The sequence below is a fragment of the SAR86 cluster bacterium genome, assembly GCA_023703575.1.
GTDB lineage: Bacteria > Pseudomonadota > Gammaproteobacteria > Magnimaribacterales > Magnimaribacteraceae > Magnimaribacter.
On sequence record CP097969.1, the window covers coordinates 204210 to 227872 of the forward strand.

A 23663-nucleotide genomic window follows, 5' to 3' on the forward strand; every position below is an offset into this window, starting at 1 on the left:
GGTTCAGTTCTACTTAGCCTTTTCTCTAGTTGATAGAATTAAAAATATTATCAAGAGAAAAACTACATATGGAGCCCCTGCAGATCCAGGTGTTATGCCAGATGTATAGATACTAACGTCTACAACAGATTTCTCCATAAAAGTATATACAAAAAGTCTAACTGACCATTCAGTTAACCAAAATATAAACATCAAAGGAATTAATGATCTATATCTTAAAATTATTATCCAAGATATCCCACAGAAAATTAATTGAGCCAAGCCCCACAAAGAGAAAAACATGTAAATTAGCGGCATTGGATCCGGATTACCTGATAAAACGATAAAGTTTGCAATATTATGCATTCCATACTCTTCAAAAAACATATGAATTACTGATCTCCAAGTCATAAGGCACACAAATGCCACAAAGAACCACAGAGCAAGTCTGCTACCTCGATATGTATTGTCTGCAGTAGAGGGCAGCAGATTAAGGTTGAACATATTTAGAGTTTCAATGCTCCTAGTTCAGAGCAAGTTTGGTTAAACTCTTTAATCGTATCTTGGATAATTTCCTCAGCTGACTTTATGCCGTCTATTAATCCTACAGATTGCCCTGAAAGTGCTGGTGCTGCATTCATATCACCACCAAAATATAAATCTTGTATTTTACCCATTGCTGACATATCCATTTCTCCAGCCTCCAAAATCTCTTTTGTGAACTCCGTTCTTAGAGCTCTAATTACAGGTTTAGAAGTTTTATTTAATATCCAAGTTCCATTGAGAGAAGAGTCAAAGATATAATTTTTAAAATTATCATGTACTGGACTTTCTTTACTGGAAACAAATCGTGTTCCCATTTGAATTCCTTCAGCTCCTACAGCAAAAGCTGCTGCCATACCAGCACCATCTGCAATTCCACCTGCTGCTATTATTGGTAAATCTATTTTTTTTCTGATGGCTTGTATCAAAACGAAAAGACCAACTTCCTCTGGACTCTTAAATCCTCCTCCTTCAGTTCCCTCCACTACGAGTCCGTCAACACCACAATCTGCTGCTTTTATTGCTCCTTCAACACTAGGCACTGCATGATAGACAGTGATGCCTGCATACTTGAGTATGTCTATATATTTAGAGGGATCGCCAGCTGAAGTCGTTACAAATTTCACTCCGTGCTGAACACAAAACTCTACCATACTCTCATCTCTTAAGAAGAGGAGCGGTAGATTGACTCCAAAGGGTTGATCAGTCAGTTCTGACATTTTTTTTATTTCAGCCTTACAGTTATCTACTTCACCCGAAGAGGTTTCTATAACGCCAAAACCACCAGCATTACAAACTGCAGATGCTAATTGACTTCTTGCAATCCAACCCATTGGCGCTTGAATTATTGGATATTTTGACCCTGTATGTTCCGTTACTCTGTTCATTAGTTTTCCTTAATAAAGTTGATTAATAATTCTGAAAGCTCTTTTGGCCTTGTCCATTGATAAAAATGACCACCTCCAATTTGAGGAGCACTTTTTGCATTTGGGCACATTTCTAATACATCTTTTTCAATTCCATTTGTAACAGGATCATCTCCTGCGAAGACACTAAGAAAGGGTTTATCCCAGGAAGAGAAAAACTCTCTCGCTTTTTTTTGCTCCTCTAATGATTCATCAGGAATTGTCGGTACATGACTTGGCATGGCTCTTGGACCCATTTTATAACTTGGGTCTGGAAAAGGTGCTTCATAGGCCTTGGCAATGTAAGATTTGAAAGGTGATACACTATATTTTCCTAATAAGATAAAAATATAATTTAATGCAAGTGAAACTAAAGATCTTTTATCCATTTGCATCGATTGTATAAATCCTATTGGTAAATCCTCTGTATCCCAACAAAATTTTTGCCAGTACATAAATTTGAGTCCTGGATGAGTTTTTCCACTATCCATTTGGCGTATTTGTTTTGACATAGAGAGGGGGTGGAGTTTTATGTTACTTTCCCTAAAGGCTTTTATTTCTTCAATAACTTCTTCAGATACTTCTGGATTATAAGGAAGCCCTGTATTACCCATTGAGATTCTCAAGAATCTATCAGGTTCACGAGCAACCATCCTTAATCCAATCAAACCACCCCAGTCCTGACCAAAAAAAGTTAGGTTTTGAAAATCATTTGCACTCAGCCAATCCACCATCCAATCAACTTGATTTTGGTAACTGTAGTCTTCTCTGGCAGCAGGTTTATCAGATTTTCCATAACCTGGTAAGTCAGGTGCGATAACTCTTATTCCTGCTTCCGTTAAGAAAGGTATCATCTTCGAGTAAAGGTAGCACCAGACTGGTTGACCATGCATCGCTAACAAAATCGGTCCTTCTCTTGGTCCTTCATCAATATGATGTATTCTCAGATCTGAACCATCGTTAGTTTTTACATTTGTGTAATGCGGTTTGTATGGAAAATCAGTTATCTTTTCAAATCTCTCATCGGGAGTTCTTAATATTTTCATATTTATTTTTCTTTCAATAATAAATTTTCACAGCCTGTTCCCTCAAATAGATCTAGTAATCTTTTTTGATCAATCTCAGTTAAAGAATAAAATTCTTGGTTGATCCATTGGAGACACTTGCCTTGATAATTAAAAGTTTTTTGACTCCAGACAGAACCATCTATTTCTGTTTCCCAAGTCTCGTTACCATCTTTTAAAGCTTCATCATTTGCTAAAAGTGCAGGCACATATACATGTCCTATTTCTTTTAATAAAGACAACATACTTTCTGGAAGTGAGTCAAAAGTCTCCCATGCATTTTTTTCTAGATTGATACCTGATAGATCTTCCATACTATTTATCCACGCTACAGTTCGTAGAGATTCTTCGTGTGCAATTTTTCTAGAAGTTGGATCTAAACCTATTAACTGAGTAAGTTGACCATATATTGCAAAGTCGGCTGAGCTTGGCCTTTGTCCAAATAGAAAAGGTAAACTACTCAAGTGATTCTCCATGATACCTAGAAACCGTTTGTAACTGCTCTCTATAATTGGGGCAGTTATATCATTTGAGCCCACTACCCAAAGCCTTTCTATTTGTCTTGAACCGATTCCTTCCTTAAAGATTTTCCAAAGATCTTCTTTGAGATCTACTTTATGATTCAATGGTAGGATAGATGAAGCATTGTCAGCATCCTCGTCGAAATGCCAACGGTAATGAAACATGTATTTGGTTACCCACTCATCTCCAAAATCCTCTAGTAGATAATTAAGGAAACAAAGAGCGGGATCTTCCGGTATAACACTCCTGCCCTCAAATTCTTTTTCAAGTCTTCTGATTATAGGAGTTGAGTCAGTGACAGTCTGAAGATGACCCTTTTCATCTCTCATGAGGAAAGTGGGAAGAAGAACAGGCTTGGGAGGATCTATGCCAAGTTCCTCGAATGCGCCGCCGCTTTCTAGAAGTTCTCCAGGGTTACCCCAGATCATTTCATAAGGTATGTGTCTATATCTTAATAGGGCAAGCATCTTCCTTGTATAAGGAGATGGTGGAGCACCTATAAGGATAACCTTTTCTTTAGACAACACCTTAAGATTCCTTACATATCTTCTAAAGAAGTTTCGATATTTAACTGTCCTTCCAGGCCTGCCACTCTGTGCTGTGCACTTTGTATGTAATCAGGATCTGAAATCATTTCTAGCATAGCCTTTCTGGATGGGTACATAGCTATGGCTACTTTGTCCCATAAATCTTCAACTTCGCCCAGCATAAGTCTATCAACATTACCTCCAAAAATTGGTTTCCCGCCAACTTTAGCTAAGTGCCCAACAACTTCCTCGCCATAAATTGCATATGCCTCTTCACCTGAGAGGTCTGTTTCTCTTTTATCTGGATATTGCGCCTTTTCTTTAAATTTAAGAAGATTCACCATAAAAATTGGTTTATCTTCTTCTTGATCATTGAACCCTTTAAGTTGTTCTTCATTTGGCATAACTGCATTTTTAACTTCCATAAACTTCTCCAAGTTTTAAAACATATCTTATGTCATTAGTTAGGTTTTAAATATAAACAAAATAAGGTAACTTGAACATATGAAAAATAAACAAGTAATTATCAATAGTCTTCCTGAAGGTAAATTAACTGAGAGTAATTACAGGCTAGTTGAGTCTGAAATACCCGAAATTTCTTCTGATCAGGTTTTAGTTAAAACAATATCTTTTGCGATAACTGCTGGCACTCGTGCAGGTCTCCAAGGTAGCGCTAGTTATGCAGGAGCCCCTACTACAGGAATTGTTATGAACTGCACAGGCATTGGAGAAATTGTAAAGAGTAATTCAGAAGAATATCCAATCGGTAAAAATGTACTTACTCAAACAGGTTGGCAAGAGTATTCGGCCCAAAATATTCAGTCTTTGACTCTTCTTAGAGATACTGTCGCACCTTCTTTATATTTGGGCCCTTTAGGTATTAATGGGTTGACTGCATACTTCGGTCTTCTTGAAATCGGACAGCCACAAGAAGGGGAGACTGTTATGATCTCAGCAGCTGCAGGATCTGTTGGACATATGGTGGGACAAATTGCCAAGATCAAAGGCTGCAGTGTCATTGGAGTTTGTGGAAGTGACGATAAATGTGAAAAACTTATTAATGATTTAGGTTTTGATGCTGCTGTAAATTATAAAGACGCTAATTTCAGACAAAATTTAAAGGAAGCAACTCCTAATGGAGTAGATGTTTATTTTGATAATACTGGTGGCATGATTTTAGGTTCGGCATTATTTAGATTAAATTCGGGTGGCAGAATAGCTTGCTGTGGAGTTGTTTCGCAATATGACACTAGTACACCAGAACCGGGGCCAAGAGGGATACCGGGGTTACTGGTAAATAAAAGTATCAGAATGCAAGGATTTCTCGTATTCGATTTTGCAGATAAATATGAAGAAGCCACGAATGATTTAATTGGATGGATTGATTCGGGTCAACTCAAAGTACTTACTGATGAGCTAGAAGGATTGGAAAAGGCCCCGCAAGGTTTTGTAGATTTATTAGCAGGTGGGAATATCGGCACTAGGATAGTTAATATTTAAAGATTATGAACTCGGCAGATGCTTTATTGAAGACTTTAATTGCTAATGGGCTCGAGGTTGTCTTTGCTAATCCAGGCACTTCTGAGATGCACTTAGTTGCTGCGATAGATCATCATCCAGAAATAAGACCAGTTTTGTGTCTTTTTGAAGGCGTTGTTTCAGGTGCTGCGGATGGCTATGCAAGGATGTCTGGTAAGGCAGCTGCAAATTTACTACATTTAGGCCCCGGATTAGGAAATGCATTTGCAAATATTCACAATGCAAAAAAAGCCAGAACTCCTATGTTAAATATTGTTGGAGATCATGCTACATATCACCTTAAATATGATGCACCTTTGACCTCCGATCTAGATGGTCTTGCTAAAGCAAGTTCAGATTGGGTAGGTAGAAGTAAGTCTCCAGATGACCTATCAGATCTCGGAGCAAAAGCCTGGCAGGTTGCTCATAAATATCCAGGTCAAATCGCAACTATGCTTGTGCCAGCCGATTCAGCTTGGGGCGAGACTGAGAAATTATGTAAAGAACTTGTTAGCGAAGGCCCTTTAGATATAGATAATTCTCTTCTTACCGATGCATATAATGTTTTGTCTTCAGAAAAAAACACCATGTTGTTTATAGGAGGAGACTGTTTAGATGAGGAATCTGTAACTTTAGCTGGAAAAATTGCTACAAAAACTGGATGTCGTTTAGCTACAGATACTTTCGTTATAAGACATAGGAGAGGAACCGGATTGACTAAGGTAGAGCCAATTCCTTATTTTGCTGAAATGGCTGAGGAACATTTAAGAGGTGTTGAATCTATTGTTTTTATAGGAACTAAGCCACCTGTATCTTTTTTTGCTTACCCAGGAAAGAAAAGCTATCTGTCTCCAGAGAATGCTGAACTCATAGAATTAGCTACGCCTTATCAAGATGGAAAATCTGCACTTTATCAATTAAGTGAAATGTTAAAGACTGATAAGATTGATAAATCATTAATTCCTGACGGAATTATAGATGCACCATCAAATGGTGAGCTGAATGCGTCAAACCTTGGCCCTTTATTTGCGAGCTTACTTCCAGAAGATGCCGTTGTTTGTGACGAAGCAGCCACATCTGGATTTTTTGTTACTCCTCATGCCTGGAATTCAAAACCACTAGATTGGTTGGCTTTAACTGGTGGATCAATAGGGCAAGGACTTCCCTTGGCAACGGGTGCAGCAATAGCTGTTCCTGAGAGGCCTGTCATTTGTCTCCATGGCGATGGAGGAGCAATGTATACAGTTCAGTCTCTATGGACGCAAGCAAGAGAAGGACTAAATATTACAAACATTATTTTTTCAAATAAAGCTTATGCAATTCTTCAGGTTGAGCTAGAAAGAGTAGGTGCATTAGAGACAGGTGATAGGGCAAAATCAATGTTCTCTCTTGATAATCCAGAAATCAATTGGGTTTCCTTATCCAAATCTATGGGTGTACCTGCAAATCGCACGACCACTGTGGAACAATTTACAAAAGCCTTTTCAGACGGCTTAAACTCTGAAGGACCAAGCTTAATAGAAGTTATAATTTAATCTAAGGTAAAGAATGAATCTAAATTTTTCAGAAGAAGAACTATCATTTCAAGAGGAAGTAAAAGATTTCCTCCGTAAGGAGCTTAGACCGGAATTAGTTGCTAAGTCCAGAAAGACATCTGCAGTTTTTACCGAAAAGGAGGTTGCTATGGAATGGCAAGCCATACTCGCTAAAAAAGGATGGCTCGTTCCATCTTGGCCGGAAGAATATGGAGGCACAAATTGGACTCAAGCTCAAAAATATATTTTTTCATCGGAATGTGCTAAAGCTGGAGCTCCCAATTTGATACCAATGGGCTTGGCAATGATTGGACCACTGCTATTAGGACGAGGAACTAAAGAGCAAAAAGACTACTATATACCCAGAATTATTAATGGAGATGATTACTGGTGTCAGGGTTATAGCGAGCCTGGTGCAGGTTCAGATCTTGCTAACTTGCAATGTAAAGCTGTCAGACATGGTGACAAGTACATTATTAACGGAACAAAAATCTGGACTACTCATGCTCACCTTGCCAATAAGATATTTTGTCTGGTTAGGACTGACAATTCAGGTAAGAACCAACAAGGAATTACTTTCTTGATGATGGATATGCATCAGCCTGGAGTGAAAGTTGAACCTCTTTTAACAATGGCTAAGGATCATGATTTCAATCAGGTAGTTTTTACAGATGCTGTAGCTCATGTTAAAGACAGGATAGGAGAAGAAAACGAAGGTTGGGCAGTTGCAAAATATTTATTAGAGTTTGAGAGAAGTGGTGGGGTAGGCGGCTCGAAAAGCTTATCTGACATAGAATTTATCAAAAAGTTAGTCCATAAAATATCTTCCCAACATTTAGATGAAAGTTTTTTGGAAATTTACTTAACTAAAATCACTGAGTTAGAAATTAAAGCTAAAGCTATACAATATACTTCCTTAAGAATACTAAGCTCTTTAGGGAAGGGAGATAGTCCGGGACCAGAGTCTTCTATGATGAAAACATTAGTAACAGACCTTGAACAAGAAATTTCTGAGCTTACTTTAGAGGTTATAGGCTATTACGGAATACCTTTTCAAGATACAACTTATGGCAGCAATGAACCACCTATTGGTGACGAAGATTACAGGCCTATAGCTGGCAAATATCAAAATCTAAGAGCGACTACTATTTACGGAGGGAGTAATGAGATACAGAGAAATATAATGGCTAAGGCGGTATTAGGCCTTTAGTTATGAAGCTTTTTATCAGAGTCATCATCGCTTCATTAATTCTTGGAATTACTTCTTTGGTAATCATCCAATTACCCTCGGTACAAGATAGGTTATTGGTAGTGGCCTTCTCAGCTCTTGGCTCAGCATCGAGTAATTTACCTAAAGAAGATGCCTTAAGTGCTGCGGTTTGTGGCTCAAGATCACCAATACCTAGTCCAGGAAGAGCAGAGACATGTATTTTGATTTCTGCTGGAGAGGATCTATTTGTAGTGGATATAGGTGATGGGAGTAACGATAACCTTAGAAGTTGGAATATTAATTTTAGGAATATAGAGGCAGTTTTAATCACGCACTTACATTCAGATCACATTGCTGACCTGCCTGGCCTTCATCAGAATGCGTGGGTTGTAGGTGAACGTAGCTCTAAGTTAAAAGTTTTTGGTCCTGAAGGTGTTGATCAATTCACCCAAGGAATAGAAATGGCTTATGCGCATGATTATGTATTTCGTAATGAGCATCACGGTGATGCAATAGCACCTTTGGAATACGCAGGTTTTGACACTAATGTGATAGATCTCAATAACCCAGTAATATTTGATAATGGTGAATTGAAAATAACAGCATTTAGGGTTGTTCATGAACCAATAGAGCCTGCTTTAGGATTTAAATTTGAATACAAAGGAAGATCTATAGTAATCACGGGAGACACCTCTTACACTCAAAGTGTTATTGACAATTCAATGAATGCTGATGTCTTGTTTCATGAAGCCCAAGCTAATCATATGTTGGCAGTTATGGAAAAGTCGTTAATGAGTCGCGGTGCACACTTATTGGCAACAGTATTGGATGACATAACTACTTATCACACTACGTTAGTAGAAGCAGCGGAGATAGCCAATGAGGCTAATGTTAAAAAATTATTTTTTTACCATTTAACGCCAGCACCAAGAAATTATATTCAAGAAATTATGTTTGTAAGGGGAGTAGATCAGGTACGTAAAGAGTGGACTCTTGTAGAAGACGGAACCCTAGTAATATTACCTGTGGGCTCTGAAGAGATAATCATGACAAATATGTAGGTTGCCCCTTTTAATATAACTTGATTATTGAGTTTCAGTAACCTAACATCAGATTCCCAGTTTTTATAAAAAAGGAGAATATATGCGTAATGCAGTAATTGTTGATAGTGTTAGAACAGGACTAGCGAAGTCGTTTCGTGGTGGTTTTAACAACACTCGTGCAGATAATATGACAGCTCATATTGTTAATGCACTTTTAGAAAGGAATCCTAAGGTTCAAGCTTCTATGGTTGAAGACATCATTTTAGGTTGTGGTAGTCCAGAAGGAGCACAAGGTCATAATATAGCTAGAAACGTTGCTGTGCTTTCAAACCTTCCTATTGAAACTGGCGGAGTAACTATTAATCGTTATTGTTCTTCAGGTTTAAATTCAATAGCTATGGCGGCTACTCAAATCCAAAGCGGTTTCTATGATTGCATAATAGCTGGTGGAGTAGAGTCTATAAGCACTACTCAAGGCAAGGGTAACATGCATATGTACGTAAATGAAAAACTGGCTGAAGAAGTTCCGGGTATTTACCATGCTATGGGAACAACGGCAGAAGCCGTGGCAGACAGATACAGTGTTACTAGAGAAGCACAAGATGAGTATGCTCTGTCAAGTCAACAAAGATGTGCAGCGGCTCAAGACGCTGGACTATACGATGACGAAATTATTCCTATGGACACTAAAATGATCCTCAAGAATAAAGAGACTGGAGCAGAAAAAGAGGTTGATGTAACTGTTGATAGAGATGATTGCAATAGACCAGAAACAACTCTTGAAGGCCTTTCAAGTTTAAATCCTGTTTTTAATCCTGAGAGTGGATCTGTAACTGCAGGAAATTCTTCTCAATTATCTGATGGAGCTTCAGTAACGTTAATAATGAGCGAAGAAAAAGCTAATGAATTGGGTCTTAAGCCTTTAGCTTATTTCAGAGGATTTACTACAGTAGGATGCCAACCAGATGAGATGGGAATAGGGCCAGTATTTTCTATCCCTAAATTACTCGATTCTGCAGGACTAACAATTGATGATATTGACCTTTGGGAACTCAACGAAGCATTTGCTTCCCAGGTTGTTTACATCAGAGACCAACTAAATCTTCCTACCGAAAAACTTAATGTTAATGGCGGGTCTATCGCTATAGGACATCCATTTGGCATGACAGGCTCTAGGCAGGTGGGACACTTGGCAAGAGAACTGAAACGTAGAGGTGGTAAGTATGGAATTGTCACTATGTGCGTTGGCGGTGGAATGGGAGCTACAGGCTTATTTGAGTCTATCCCTGATTAATAAACTATTGTCTAAGGAGTGACCTTGGACGAGCATTTATTAATTCAAAAATATTTTTCTAACATTGGCTCGGCCTATCTGGCCGAGCGCAATGTAGAAATTGCAGTAGGAGACGATGCTTCAGTAATCTCCTCAAATAAGAATACCCAGTATATTAATTCTTTAGATACTTCAATAGAAGGGGTACATTTTTTAAGCTCTATGTCACCAGAAGATATAGCTTTTAGATCATGTGTGATAGCTTTAAGTGATCTGGCTGCTTGCGGGGCTAGTCCAAAATGCTACTCAATAGCTATTACTTTACCTCAAGTAGAGCATAGCTGGCTAAATAGCTTTTCAATAGGATTACAAAAATTTTCTGATGAATATAGGATTCCTCTTATTGGAGGAGACACAACTAAAGGAAAACTTTCGATTACTGTTCAGGTGATGGGCGAAGTTGATTCCAATAAAGCCATTCTTCGCTCTACTGCCAAAAAAAATCAGTTGATATGCGTCAGTGGAATCATTGGAAATGCTTTTTTAGGTTTAAAAGAACTAAGTGACAATTTAGGTACTCATTCTTTCTCCAAAGCTTATCTAGAACCAAAGGCACATATTGATCTTGGCTTGAAACTATCTGATATTGCTAGTGCATGCATAGATATCTCTGATGGTTTATTGCAAGATTTAAATCTAATTTGCCAATCAAGTAATGTAGGCGCTGAAATTTATCTAGAGAAAATACCGACATCGATTTCAGAAAAATCTCTAGAACTTATCAATTCAGGTGATGACTATGAATTATGTTTTACTATTGAAGAAGATAAGTATGAGGAATTAATGAATGTTTCTAAGATTTTAAATATTCCTATCACATTGATTGGAAAAACAAGTCCTTCAAAAGACCTTATTCTTTATGATGTTGATAATAATAGAGTTGAATTGAATTCTGGTTATAGTCATTTTTAGCATGAATCTGAGAAATCCTCTTTCATGGCTATCATTAGGATTCGGTTCAGGGTTATCGCCAATTGCACCAGGGACTATGGGAAGCTTGGTTGCATTGATTGTTTACTATTTTTTCTTCTATAGCTTGGCTGCTTCCTTAATAAATAGCTTCATCTTTCTTATATTCATAATGAGTAGTTTTTTAATAGGTATCTACATATACCCAAAAACTGTTGAAAAAGATGATGACCCCGGTAGTTTCGTATGGGATGAATTTGTAGGTATGTGGGTAGCTTGCTTGCCGCTTTCATATATTGAAAGTTCTTTTCTATGGTTACTGATTTCATTCTTTCTATTTCGTTTATTTGATATTTGGAAACCTCTAGGTATTAGAACCTTTGATAAAGGACATGGAGCTTTTAATGTAATGATCGATGACGTGATTGCAGGTGTTTATTCAGCTGTTTCAATGATTTTTCTATTTACTTTTTTTAATTACATTTAGGAATTCTTAAGTAAAATAACAACTCCAAAAATTATGTCTATCGAAAAAAAGGCTGAAGCCAAACTACCAACTCACTGGGGTGATTTTTCTGTCATTGCTTATGAAGATCCTAAATTAGGAGAAGAGCACTTACTTCTTTATTTAGGAGAGCTTCAAAATGATTCTCTGCTGAGAATTCATTCTCAGTGTTTGACCGGAGATGCTTTATATAGCTTAAAGTGTGATTGTGGCTCTCAACTTGCTCAAGCTATGCAGTCAATCGCAAAAGAAGGAAATGGAATGATAATTTATATGGCACAAGAAGGCAGAGGCATTGGTCTTGTGAATAAAATTAGAGCTTATGAACTACAAGATAAAGGTTTAAATACAATTGAAGCAAATGAAGCCCTAGGATTTGCCGCTGATGAGAGAGATTATTCATATTGCAAAGAGATACTTTCATCCGTTGGAGTTTCTTCTGTAAAACTAATGACAAACAATCCTGCAAAAATAAAGGGATTAGAGGATGTTGGCATTGAGGTGTCAGAGAGAATATCTATTGAAATTGAACCTAATGAATACAATGAAGATTATCTAAAGATTAAAGCAAAATATATGGGCCATATGCTAACTGATTCAGATTAGTTTCAATTTTTCTTTAATAGACTTTTCTATTCCACTTGCATCTAATCCATTAAGAATCTTTTGTTGTTCCTGATCTCCATGCTCTATAAATTCATCTGGAAGGCCTAAATTGAGTATTTTTGAACTGGAATTTAATTTTATGAGATGCTCGTTGACTGCTGAACCAGCTCCCCCAGCCATTACATTGTCTTCGATGGTGACTATAAGTTTATAATTATTATTGATTTCTTCTAAAAGACTCTCATCTAAAGGTTTAATAAATAGCATATCTACTACTCTTGCGTTAATCCTTTTGCCAGCCTCCATGGCAGATTCGAGCAGACTGCCGAAAGAAAGAATAATAACTTCTTTCTCATCAGAATTTATTACTGTAGAACTTTTTCCTATTTCTACAGTTTCTTCGTTCTGAGAATAATCAATTCCTCTACCTGTTCCTCTCGGATATCTAATTGCAACAGGCCCTGAGTGTTCATAACCGGTGTTAAACATTTTCCATGCTAATGACTCATCAGATGGAGCCATTATTACCATATTTGGAATACATCTCATATAGGACAAATCAAAAGCACCGTGATGTGTAGCTCCGTCTAATCCAACTAAGCCTGCTCTATCTATAGCGAATAGAACATCTAAATTTTGTAACGCTACATCGTGTATTAGCTGATCATAAGCTCTTTGTAAGAAAGTGCTATATATTGCAACAACAGGTTTCATTCCTTCGCAAGCTAGCCCTGCAGCAAAACCGACACTATGTTGCTCAGCTATGGCTACATCATAATATCTATCAGGAAACTCTGCAGAGAATTCAATCATTCCTGATCCTTCGCCCATAGCAGGAGTGATTGCAACAAGCTTTTCATCTTTGTTTGCTTTAAAAGATAACCATTCTCCAAATATTTTTGAGTAAGAGGGCTTTTTCGATTGTGCACTTTTATCATTTACAAGGTCTTCCTGCTTTATTTTATTTATTGCATGAAATCCTATGGGATCATCTTCAGCAGGAGCAAAACCTTTACCTTTAGTTGTAATGACATGAAGGAATTTTGGTCCATTTATATGTTTCAAATCATCTAATATATTAATTAATCCATCGGTATCGTGTCCGTCTACTGGTCCAAAGTATTCGAAACCTAATTCTTCAAATAATGAACCAGGAGCGACCATTCCTTTTGCATGTATTTCTGCCTTCCTGGCAAATTCTTTTGCGCGAGGCACATAAGTCAAAACATTTTTTCCACCTTCCCTGATTCTATTGTAAGTTTTACTTGCCCATATACGAGCGAGGTAATTTCTTAATCCGCCTATGTTTTCTGAAATAGACATTTGATTATCATTTAGGATAACTAGCAGATTTTTATCTATAGACCCAGCATGCGCTAAAGCTTCGTAAGCCATACCGGCAGTCATTGCTCCATCTCCAATCACCGCCGTGACATGTCTTTTTTCATTTTTTTTCTCCGCTCCTGTGATCATTCCGAGCGCTGCACTAATTGAAGTACTGGAGTGGCCAACTCCAAAAGTGTCATATTCACTTTCGGCTCTTACAGGGAAGGGTGCTAGTCCATTATTCTGACGCATACTTTCCATTGCATCTTTTCTTCCGGTTAATATTTTGTGAGGATATGTTTGATGTCCAACATCCCAGACAATCCTATCATCAGGCGTTTCAAATTTGTAATGTAGGGCCAATGTTAATTCAATAACTCCAAGTCCTGCACCAAAATGCCCGCCTGTTTTCCCCACTGTGTAAAGCAGAAATTCCCTTAGTTCATCTGCTATTTGAGGTATCTGAGATTGATTAAGCTTTCTAAGATCTTGTGGTGAATTAATATTTTTTAGCAGCTCTGAAATAGGCTCATCAGTTGGTATGGAATCGAAAATTTTCACAATTTAAGTTTTTCTTGAAACAATATAGTCAGCTAATTTGCACAGATTATCAGTATTTCTATCTAATAGTTGAAGTTTTTCTTTTGCTTCTTCAGCCAAGTCAACAGCTCTGACTTTCGAGTTTTCAATACCTACAATAGATGGATAAGTTAGTTTATCTTTTTCAACATCGGAGCCTTGGTCTTTTCCACTTAAAGTCGAAGGAGATTCAATATCAATAATGTCATCTTGAATCTGAAATGCTAGACCAATTTTATCTCCATACTCTATAAGGAACCCTATATCTTCCTTCCTCAAGTTAGATAATATTCCAGCAGTCTCAATTGAGGATTGAATTAACCGTCCTGTCTTTTGGGAATGCATTATGTCTAAAGACTCAACATCTTTTATTTCATGAGAATGAATATCTTTTATCTGCCCACCTACCATGCCTTGATAGCCACAAGCCTCTGCCAAGCTTTGAATTATGCTTAATTTCTTTCTATCCGAAATATTTATTGTTGTCACTAATTCGAAAGCGAAAGGCTGTAAAGCATCTCCTGCAAGTATTGCAGTCGCTTCATCATATTTTTTGTGGGTAGTTGGCTTTCCTCTTCTTAGATCATCATCATCCATAGATGGCAAATCATCGTGAATTAGTGAGTAACAATGGATGATTTCAACCGATCCAGCTAATATATCTAGTGAATCATTCTTGGCATTTCCCAACTCGCCGATTAAGTACACTAATATTGGTCTAAGCCTTTTTCCACCACCTATAACGGAATAACGTATAGCTTCTGATAGAATTGAGCCATCAGAAGGCAATAGACTCTCTAGCTTGGAATTGATTCTATTTTTATAAGAAGTTAAGAGCTTCTCAAATTCAGACATCTTTTAATGGAGTAGTTTTCAGTTCTCCATCTTCTTCAATCAATTTTTGTACTTGTAACTCAGCTTGCGAGAGCTTTTCCTGACATTGCCTAGCCAGCTTTATTCCTTTCTCAAATGACTTGAGAGAGTTTTCTAAACTTAAGTCTCCAGATTCTAAATCTTCCACTATAGCTTCAAGCTCTTCGAGGGCTTTTTCAAAATTTATATCAACTTTCTTATTCATTGTGGTTCTTTAAAATGTATATTCTAAACCAATATAGAATTCTCTTGGCAAACCTGGAAAATATCTATCTCCGCCAAATGCATTAAAGTCAGCTCTCTCAGCATAAGCTTTATCAAATATGTTCTCGGCCCTGATGTAAGTTTTGAAAGTATCATTTATTTTTCTGGTAAATCTAGCATGGTACAGGGTGTGCCCCTCATATTCGTGAAGATTTGCTGCATCAGTATAGTAAGAACTCATATACTCAATTTCAAAAGCAAGCGAAGTATCTTCGTTAAAATTTGAATTTAAGATTAAGTTAGCCATCATCTTTGGAGCTGTATCAATCTCATTACCGATTCTTATTTTTTCTCTCATTGAAGTATCGGTTTCAAAGTCATACTTATGATCTCCATATGTAATGTTTGTACTAATAATGTTGTTTGAACTGATGAGCCAATCTAGACTCAATTCAATACCTTTATGATCAGTTTTTCCATTATCTACGATAAAATTCTGCGAATCTCTGAAGATAGAGTTTTTCTTTTTACTTTGATAGATGCTTAGAGATCCACTCAACGATTGCCAATCATATCTACTGCCTACTTCCAACATAGTTAAAGTTTCCGAGTCGAGATCAGTAACATTCTGCTTTTTTTGTAATCTGTATGCTTCATTAATTTGTGGAGGTCTGAACCCTAAACTAATTTGGGCAAAATAATTGACAGATTCGTAGTTTGTTATGATGCCAATCCTGGCACTTATCTCATTGAAGTCATCTGTTCTATCTGAGGGTCTATTGTAATAACAACCCCCAAATCCACATTTAGTTCCATCTTCTCTGGTATTTCCACTGATCATATTATTTGAGTAGTCATACTCAATAAATTCAGCTCTAGTATCAGCAAATAGGTAAAGATTCTTATTTAGAATGTAGTCTTCTATCCCTGCAAATACTGCAATAACAGTTGAATCCACTTCATAGTCATAATGCTTGCCTTGTGGTCTTGTGGCATTATTAAAAGCAGAGCTGGTAGTTAAAGCATCTTTTTGCGTTTCTGTCAGTTCAACCTTAGCAAAATCTAGCTGTAAGCCTTGTACAAAAGTAAAAGAGTTGTACTCTGAAATTCTTTGCAGATTTATCCCAAGACTTTTATGGTTATTCTCCTCAAGGGGAGTCCCTGGAAGGAAGTGTTGAAAAAACTTCATATCATTACTTCGTATATATGAGGTAATTGAATTAACAGTATTTTTGTCTTCTTTTGTTAATCTTAAAGATACTCTTTGTGAATTGGCATCTCGATATGCATCAGGATTAAAATTTCTCCTGCTAAACTCTTCATTTTTATAAGAATCTAAACCATTTACATATCCAGCAGTTTCTTGATTTAGATTTGTGAGTGTAGCTTTTAAAGCTGCATCCCATGAAGAGAGTGAAAAAATAGATTGGATTTTAATTTTTTGTTGATCGTACCCTGATTTATCCCTAAAGCCATCATTATTGGCAAAGTGACCATCAAAGCTCCAATTTTCTTGATTACTTGTTCTGATCTTAAAGTTTTTGTAGTTATTTGGCCCGACGTTTGTATAGAATTTATTTTCTGAAGTTATAGGTTTTGAGAGTATATTTACAACACCATGCATTGCATTGGCACCATATCTTGCACTAGCTGGTCCAGTTATAGTCTCTAAACCTGAAGCCATTTCAAAAAATGTTTCAAATAATCCATTAACGTTACAAAATCCAGTTGGCCTTACTGGAAGACCATCCTCTAATACAAGGAAAGAGCCACAAGCTCCCGGTCCAGTTAACACAGGAGATCGTATAGCAGTCAAATGTTCTTGACCTGACCCTCTGCTTATCCAGATTCCAGGAGACCTTCTAAATATCTGTTTAGGATGCTGTGCATCTAGATCATCAAGTTCTTTTTCACTTATTGAAGTGATGGATTGATTATTCGACCAGCCATTAAGGCTCGATAGCTTCTTTTCTAGAATGACTATCTCTTGAATTTCTTCAGAAAACGTAATTCCTGAAAATAGCGATAATATAAAAGTTATGAGTGTTAATTTTTTAGCCATTAATATTCCTTATTTCAAGAATGACTTAGTGTAAGTCCATTTAAGGCGACATAATAACCTAGATCTAGAAAAAGTAAGGTTGTTTGTTAGTTATTTCGTTAACCTTTTTGAGAAATTGAGGGTCAAGAATGGTCTTGTAAATAATCTTATCATTCTTGATGGAAATGCTCTGATAGAATCAGAAAAGGCAAGAGCACAAGGAGTAACCACAAGTGTTAGGATAGTTGCTACAGTTAATCCAACTACAAGAGATGCGGCCATTTGTTCCCAAAAACTTGTTATATAGGAACCTGATTTAATTGTTCTGTCTATAAGATCTATGCTGTAACCCAATGCAATGGGCAATAGGCCAGCAATAGTTGTGAATGAAGTTAAAAATACTGGTCTCAATCTCAAAATCGCACTTCTTAAAGCTAAAGACTTTGTAGTCGAACCAGGGTTATTTCTTTTGAGAAGATTAAAAGTATCAATTAAAACAATATTATTGTTAACCACTATGCCTGCCAATGCGACGCAACTTATTCCTGTTTGCAAGGTGCTAAATGATCTATCTAGTATGAGGAGTGAAATGAACACTCCTCCAAAAGACAAGAGGATGGCAGACAAAACGATATTAGCTTGATAAAAACTATTAAACTGGGCAACCAAAACTATCAGCATAACAAAAAGCATAGTGATAAAGCCTAGTACAAGAAAATCAGCAGCTTCTTTGTTATATTTATCGAAACCATCAAAATTTACAGTCACGCCCCTACCCAAATCCTCAGCATCCAGCCAATCTTTAACTTTTTTGATTTGAACCGAAGGTATTGCACCTTCTACCGTATTTGCAGCAATGCTATGAACCCTTTTACCACCTTTCCTGGAAATACTTTTCGTTGCAGGTTGAATATTTGTCTCTACAAAGCTACTTACAGGAACTAAACCTTTCATTGTCTGTACATTTAACTTTTCAAGTTGGTCTATATTTCTTTCAGATTTAGGAAATCTCACTCTAATATCAACTTCTCTATCTAGATTAAGCGGTCTATATTCTCCTACCTTGATGCCATTAGTTACCATTTGCACGGAAGCGCCAACATCACTTAAACCTGCTCCATATTGAGCAGCCTTCGTTCTGTTTATTTCTAATTCCCACTCTATTCCTCTAGTGACTGATGTATCTTCTATATCTTTGAAGCTCCCCATACCTTCAAGTTGACTTCTTATTTTTCGAATTGCTGAAATGAGTGCTTGTTCATTATCACCACTAACATTTATTTGAAGAGGTTTGCCTATAGGTGGACCACCTTTTTCTTCCTCAACTTGAACTATGTAACCAGGAGTATCATTTAATCTTTCACGAAGTAGATCCATAATTTCGAAACCATTTAAATCGGACACAGCTTCATCTTCACCATAAAAGTCAATAAACATACCGCCAACTCTATCTGGAGAATTTGAACCACGACCTAGGCCTCTGCTTCCTCCTGAGTTGGACCAAACAGATAATCTTTCAATTTCTTTCACATCAATTATTTTTTGCTCCGCCTCGATAGCAATATCTCTAATTTCATCTACAGCTAAATTGCCTCTTGCAAGAATATCTACTTCAGCGAATTGAGGAGCAACCTGCGGAAAATAAACTATTCCTTTACCATGATGTGACCACAGTCCAATGCATAGAATAATAGCTCCAAGAATGATTGAAATAGTTTGTCCAGGTGTATCTAAGTATTTGTTGATCTTTCTAGCATAGATGCCCGAAGCTCCTGATAAACTCAAAGGATCAGAAGATTCTAAAAGTCTGACATTATTAATTTCTGCTTCGGATTGCTTAGCCAGGCCCCCGAACATAGCACCCAAAATAGGAGCAAAAATTAATGAGTAAAGCAGTGATCCTACTAGAACACAGAAAACCGTAATTGGCATATCTCTGATGAAAGCACCAAATCCAGGCATGAACATTAGTGGGGTGAATGCAATTAAAGTAGTCGTTGTGGATGAAAGAACAGGCCAGAACATTCTAGTAGCTGCTGCAGTGTAAGCTTCAATTCTATTCATACCCTCAGCTAATTTCCGGTCTGCGTACTCTGTTACTACGATAGAGCCATCAATCGTCATTCCCATTGAAATCAGCATCCCAAACATGACCATGAAATTGAATTCTTTATCCAAAATCAGAAGTACTAGAAGTGCAAATAAATAAGAAAAAGGTATAGCCATTCCAACGAGCATCGAAGTTCTAAAGCCCAAAGCAGCTAATACAACAATCATCACTAAAGCGATTGAAGTCAAAACATTGCCTTGTAGTTCAGATATCATCTGGAGAGCAAACTTGGAGTCATCACGTACGAAATTCACATCTACACCTTCAGGAAAACTCTCTATTTTGTCTTCGACCATCTTTCGGATATCGGTAACTGTATCGATAATATTTGTCCCGATTCTTTTTTTAATATCAATAGCAAGAGATTGCTGGCCATTAATTCTTGAATACCCGCCTCTATCTTTAAAGGTTAGACTTACATCGGCAACATCTTTTAAGGTGACTACAGAAGTTCCTGATACTTTAATTGGTAATGTTTCTATATCTTCTAGACTCGAAAATACACTGGGAACATTTACTGCAAATCTTCCTGTCCCAGTATCTTGGAAGCCTGCTGGTATTACACGATTATTATTTGAAACAGCTTGATAAAGTTGATTCATTGATATGCCGTAAGACTCAAGTTTAGTTTTATCAACTATTGCCTCAATTAAGTCTTCGGGCACTCCATTTAATTCAGCTTCGAGGACATTAGGATGTGTTTCGATTAAATCTTGTAGTTCTTGAGTTAGATTTACTAGAACTCTCTGAGGTAGAACTGAACTTGCGACACTTACAGTTAGAACAGGATTATCAGTTGAGGTAAATTCTCTTATGGTTGGTTCCCTAGCATCAAGCGGCAATTCTGCTCTAGCTTCGTCGACTTTAACTCGAACATCATAAAGTGCCTCATCAATATCAACATCTTGATCAAACTCTACAACAACAGCTGCATAGCCAGTTGCTGAAGTTGACCTTATATCTACAACTCCAGATATTGTTCTTAAAGCGTCCTCTAAGGGTTTTGCAAGCAATCTTTCGGAATCTTCAGGAGATACTCCTTCAAAGCCAACACCTATGTAAGCACCTGGAAAATTTACTTGAGGTTCTGTTGCTTTTGGAAGTACATTGAGAGCAAATAACCCAGAAAGTCCTAATAAAACTAGGATACTAAGTGAAGTTCTGCTTTTTTTTATGGCTCCTGTAATAAAGCTCTTCATACATCAGGAGAAAATGATTCCTTAACATTTACGGTTTGTCCTTGAAAGACATATTCTTGACCTAAAGTAATGATCCTAGCTTCTTCACCTAAACCAGAAATCCACATACCTGTGTTTGTGTCTTCAAGTATTTTAATTTCTTTAAATTCAACTCTATTTTCAGAGGTAACAGTTCTTACTCCAAGTTTTCCTTGGTCATTTAGAGATAATATAGCTGGTGATATTTTATGAGCAGGCTCTTCTTTTCCTTTTATATAGATCTCTGCTGATACACCATCCCTGATGCTTCTATCATTGTTTTCGACACTAATTTCGACTCTGAATGTTCTCGTATTTTTGTCTGCTGACGAAGCTATAAAAGTGACTTGACCCTTAATAAATCTGCCAGAAATTAACTTGGCTGTTGCTTCTGAGCCTAATTGAATCTGTGCGATATCTTTTTCTGCTATATCAGCAACTACTAGCATTGGATCAGGATCAATCAATGAAGCACAAACGGCTCCAGTATTTAGAAAATCACCCTCATCAACTCTTAAGCTTTCAAGGTACCCTGAAAAGGGTGCAACTATTTTAGGATAAGCTTCTCTGCCTGCAATATAAAGTTGGCAGATTAAGTCTCCTTCTTTTACAAAGTCGCCTTGTTGTGCAGGTCGAGCTATTACTCTACCGCTTACTTCGGCCCTGACTTGTACAAATTTATCAGCTTCAGTAAATCCACTTGATTTGAGTATTTGAGACTTGCTAGTAGCTTTGCTATTAAGAATAGTCACAGAAGATAAGGTATCTAAAGAAGAGTCTTTTTTTTCAAAAGTCTCCTCTTGTACTAAGCTACCAGAGATCATCCATATGACTAAAAAGGATGCAAGGATAGAAGCGGTCTTGTAAGTTTGTTTGATTTTCATAAGATTTTTAGGTGTTATACACAACTATAACACTAAAATACCCTATGTAAAACTAGATTTGGTGCTTTTCTTTAAGTTTTTTAAAGTTTTCCTGGAGTGTTTCAGCATCTACCTTTTTTGAAGGTTTTGCGGAGCTGCTATCTTGTATCTCCCAACTAGATTCGATCCTTTTATCGATTTGTTTGGATAATTGAGGTGTTTGACCTTTATTTGCTCTTTCCCACTGAAATTTAACATGCTGAAGAAATTTACTATTCCAAGAGTTTAGAGATTGTCCTGATTCCTTCCAGTACATTATGAACTCTAGCTTTGCATTTTCTGCAAATTCTTTTGGTATATCTGTCATCTCTAGAATATCAAAAAAATCTGAATTAGGATTCCAATCTGAAGTCATGACTGATGGTGAATTGTCATTTTCTTTAATATCTTTAAATCTTCCCCATTGCCTTCGAATATGTGCAATAAATTTGCTGTTCCAAATATCAGATTCTTCCTTACGTTCTGTCCAATACAGTACAAATTCAGCAACTTCATTATCAATGAAATCTTCATTTATCCCTGAATTTATGAGTATTTCCTTAGCATCCATATCCGGAAACCAATTTTTATCGATGGGCTTAGTTTTCATTTTTTTGTTATCTTCGACTTCCTTAAGACGCCACTTTTTGATAACAAATCGTAGAAATTTGATACCCCAGTTTATGTCCTTCTCATTGCGCTCCTGATTAAGTTTTTTGAAATCTTCAATCTGGAGATTTGCAAAATCTTCTGGAATGCCATACTCATTAATTTGATCCATAACATCTTTATCAGGTACCCAGTTATCTCTATTGCTAATTAAAATTTTTTTATTCTGTTTTTTTGGTGAAAAATGAGGCACTCCATCAACGATCGTCTCGTTGATAAGACCGGTTTTAATAAGTCGAGTAAGGACTTCAAAGATTTTTTCATTTGACCAAAATGAAATATCTGAACAAATTTGTTGCATAGAAACTTGACTATGAAGGCTATCTTCTTGTTTTAAATGCTCAAGTAAGACGGCTTCTTCCAAGCCTATTGTGTTGGCAATTTCTTTATAGAAGGTTATCTTTGAAGTCATGAATTACAAAGCACTAGATTAATTTATCATCTAGATCTTAACAAGGACAATAAGTTAGTTATTTCTAATTCTTACTGAGTCGGCTAATTTGTGAAGACAATCTTTAGTATCTTGCCAGTTGATACATGCATCAGTAATACTTTTTCCATATGTGAGGTTATCTAGATCATCGGCCTTTTGATTTCCTTCCTCTAAATTGCTCTCTATCATGACTCCGGTAATTCTCGTCTCACCTGACTTAATTTGAGAGGCAATGTTATCGCATACATCTATCTGCTTTTTGTGTTGTTTACTGCTGTTTCCATGACTCATATCAACCATGATTGAATCTTCAAGAGAGTTTGATTTCAGAATCTCAGAAGTTTGATCTATAAACTCTTTTTCATAGTTCGGGTCTTTTCCACCTCTAAGAATAACGTGACAGTCTTTGTTCCCAGAAGAAGAAAATATTGCTGCTTTCCCTTCTTTTGTAACAGAGAGAAATTTGTGAGGATGTAGGGCAGATCCTATTGCATCAGCAGCTACTTGAATACCTCCGTTTGTCGCGTTTTTAAAGCCAATGGGACATGAAGAACCAGAGGCAAGCTCCCTATGGATTTGACTCTCTGTAGTTCTAGCTCCTATGGCTCCCCAGGAGATTAAATCAGCTATGTATTGTGGCGTTATAACATCTAGAAATTCTGTTCCAGCAGGCATACCTAAATCATTTATATCTCTTAAAAGTTGCCTTGATACCGATAAACCTTTATCAATATTGAAAGAATTATCCAGATCTGGATCATTAATAAGGCCCTTCCATCCAACTGTTGTTCTTGGTTTTTCGAAATATACTCTCATAACAATCAGAAGTTCTTTTTCTAGAGCTTTCTTTTCCTTGAGTAAAAGGTTTGCATATTCTAAAGCCGACTCAGTATCATGGATAGAACATGGCCCAACAACGACTGCCAATCTTTTATCTTTTTTACTGAGTATTTCAGAAAATTCTTTCCTTGAATTAAAAACTGTTTGGGAGGAGATATTTGAAATTGGTTGTTGATCCAATAAGGTGCTGGCAGAAATTACTTCCTGCCTTCCTGAGATTCTTAAATCACTTGTCTTATGCATGCTTAAAATTTAACCGGAGGTGCATTC

21 protein-coding genes are annotated in these 23663 nt (G+C 36.9%); 8 read left to right on the forward strand and 13 right to left on the reverse strand.

Translation table 11 applies throughout. The features are described from left to right. Positions 1-9: 9 nt before the first annotated feature. Genes M9C83_01015 through M9C83_01035 form a run of 5 tightly spaced genes read right to left on the reverse strand, consistent with a single transcriptional unit; the run spans position 10 to position 3965 of the window. Complete coding sequence (locus M9C83_01015; GenBank protein URQ66809.1) at positions 10-483, reverse strand: hypothetical protein; 474 nt, start codon at positions 481-483, stop codon at positions 10-12. 2 nt (positions 484-485) lie between these two features. Further along, the gene (locus M9C83_01020) at positions 486-1409 is read right to left on the reverse strand and encodes a nitronate monooxygenase (protein URQ66810.1); all 924 of its coding nucleotides are present in this window, start codon (positions 1407-1409) and stop codon (positions 486-488) included. Continuing rightward, positions 1409-2473, reverse strand: coding sequence for a haloalkane dehalogenase (locus M9C83_01025; GenBank protein URQ66811.1), 1065 nt, complete (start codon positions 2471-2473; stop codon positions 1409-1411). The genes M9C83_01020 and M9C83_01025 overlap by 1 nt, the downstream gene beginning before the upstream one ends. A 2-nt stretch (positions 2474-2475) precedes the next feature. Beyond that, entirely contained in the window at positions 2476-3540 is a 1065-nt protein-coding gene (locus tag M9C83_01030) for a glutathione S-transferase (GenBank protein URQ66812.1), read from the reverse strand. An 11-nt stretch (positions 3541-3551) separates the two neighbouring features. Then, a complete protein-coding gene (locus M9C83_01035) occupies positions 3552-3965 on the reverse strand; it encodes a DUF1330 domain-containing protein (GenBank protein URQ66813.1) in 414 nt (137 codons plus the stop codon). A 79-nt stretch (positions 3966-4044) separates the two neighbouring features. Here M9C83_01035 and M9C83_01040 point away from each other — a divergent pair, with 79 nt between their 5' ends. From M9C83_01040 to ribA, 8 genes are all read left to right on the forward strand, one after another. After that, positions 4045-5040: an NADP-dependent oxidoreductase gene (locus M9C83_01040; protein ID URQ66814.1), complete on the forward strand. Its 996-nt coding sequence runs from the start codon at positions 4045-4047 to the stop codon at positions 5038-5040. A 5-nt stretch (positions 5041-5045) separates the two neighbouring features. Then, complete coding sequence (locus M9C83_01045; GenBank protein URQ66815.1) at positions 5046-6593, forward strand: acetolactate synthase large subunit; 1548 nt, start codon at positions 5046-5048, stop codon at positions 6591-6593. 13 nt (positions 6594-6606) lie between these two features. Beyond that, the gene (locus tag M9C83_01050; protein ID URQ66816.1) at positions 6607-7803 is read left to right on the forward strand and encodes an acyl-CoA dehydrogenase family protein; all 1197 of its coding nucleotides are present in this window, start codon (positions 6607-6609) and stop codon (positions 7801-7803) included. Between the two features lie 2 nt (positions 7804-7805). Further along, a complete protein-coding gene (locus tag M9C83_01055) occupies positions 7806-8864 on the forward strand; it encodes an MBL fold metallo-hydrolase (protein ID URQ66817.1) in 1059 nt (352 codons plus the stop codon). A gap of 82 nt (positions 8865-8946) precedes the next feature. Beyond that, positions 8947-10140, forward strand: coding sequence for a thiolase family protein (locus M9C83_01060; protein ID URQ66818.1), 1194 nt, complete (start codon positions 8947-8949; stop codon positions 10138-10140). 24 nt (positions 10141-10164) lie between these two features. Next, the gene (gene thiL, locus M9C83_01065) at positions 10165-11091 is read left to right on the forward strand and encodes a thiamine-phosphate kinase (protein ID URQ66819.1); all 927 of its coding nucleotides are present in this window, start codon (positions 10165-10167) and stop codon (positions 11089-11091) included. 1 nt (position 11092) lies between these two features. Beyond that, positions 11093-11575: a phosphatidylglycerophosphatase A gene (locus tag M9C83_01070; GenBank protein URQ66820.1), complete on the forward strand. Its 483-nt coding sequence runs from the start codon at positions 11093-11095 to the stop codon at positions 11573-11575. 33 nt (positions 11576-11608) lie between these two features. After that, the gene (gene ribA / locus M9C83_01075; GenBank protein ID URQ66821.1) at positions 11609-12199 is read left to right on the forward strand and encodes a GTP cyclohydrolase II; all 591 of its coding nucleotides are present in this window, start codon (positions 11609-11611) and stop codon (positions 12197-12199) included. On the opposite strand, the gene dxs is transcribed toward ribA, so the two are convergent. From dxs to M9C83_01115, 8 genes are all read right to left on the reverse strand, one after another. Next, on the reverse strand, positions 12191-14080 hold the full coding sequence (dxs, locus tag M9C83_01080) for a 1-deoxy-D-xylulose-5-phosphate synthase (GenBank protein URQ67378.1): 1890 nt from the start codon (positions 14078-14080) through the stop codon (positions 12191-12193). The two genes, ribA and dxs, sit on opposite strands and share 9 nt — an antisense overlap. Before the next feature lie 9 nt (positions 14081-14089). Beyond that, entirely contained in the window at positions 14090-14959 is an 870-nt protein-coding gene (locus M9C83_01085; GenBank protein URQ66822.1) for a polyprenyl synthetase family protein, read from the reverse strand. After that, complete coding sequence (locus M9C83_01090) at positions 14952-15182, reverse strand: exodeoxyribonuclease VII small subunit (protein ID URQ66823.1); 231 nt, start codon at positions 15180-15182, stop codon at positions 14952-14954. Before M9C83_01090 ends, M9C83_01085 begins: the two co-directional genes overlap by 8 nt. 9 nt (positions 15183-15191) lie before the next feature. Further along, a complete protein-coding gene (locus M9C83_01095; GenBank protein URQ66824.1) occupies positions 15192-17243 on the reverse strand; it encodes a TonB-dependent receptor in 2052 nt (683 codons plus the stop codon). A gap of 90 nt (positions 17244-17333) precedes the next feature. Next, positions 17334-20531 carry an efflux RND transporter permease subunit gene (locus M9C83_01100; protein URQ66825.1) on the reverse strand — a complete coding sequence of 1066 codons (3198 nt, stop codon included), beginning with the start codon at positions 20529-20531 and terminating at the stop codon, positions 17334-17336. Then, the gene (locus M9C83_01105; protein ID URQ66826.1) at positions 20528-21433 is read right to left on the reverse strand and encodes an efflux RND transporter periplasmic adaptor subunit; all 906 of its coding nucleotides are present in this window, start codon (positions 21431-21433) and stop codon (positions 20528-20530) included. Before M9C83_01105 ends, M9C83_01100 begins: the two co-directional genes overlap by 4 nt. Positions 21434-21485: 52 nt before the next feature. After that, entirely contained in the window at positions 21486-22532 is a 1047-nt protein-coding gene (locus tag M9C83_01110) for a DnaT-like ssDNA-binding domain-containing protein (protein ID URQ66827.1), read from the reverse strand. Between the two features lie 54 nt (positions 22533-22586). After that, the gene (locus M9C83_01115) at positions 22587-23636 is read right to left on the reverse strand and encodes a 3-deoxy-7-phosphoheptulonate synthase (protein URQ66828.1); all 1050 of its coding nucleotides are present in this window, start codon (positions 23634-23636) and stop codon (positions 22587-22589) included. Positions 23637-23663: the final 27 nt, after the last annotated feature.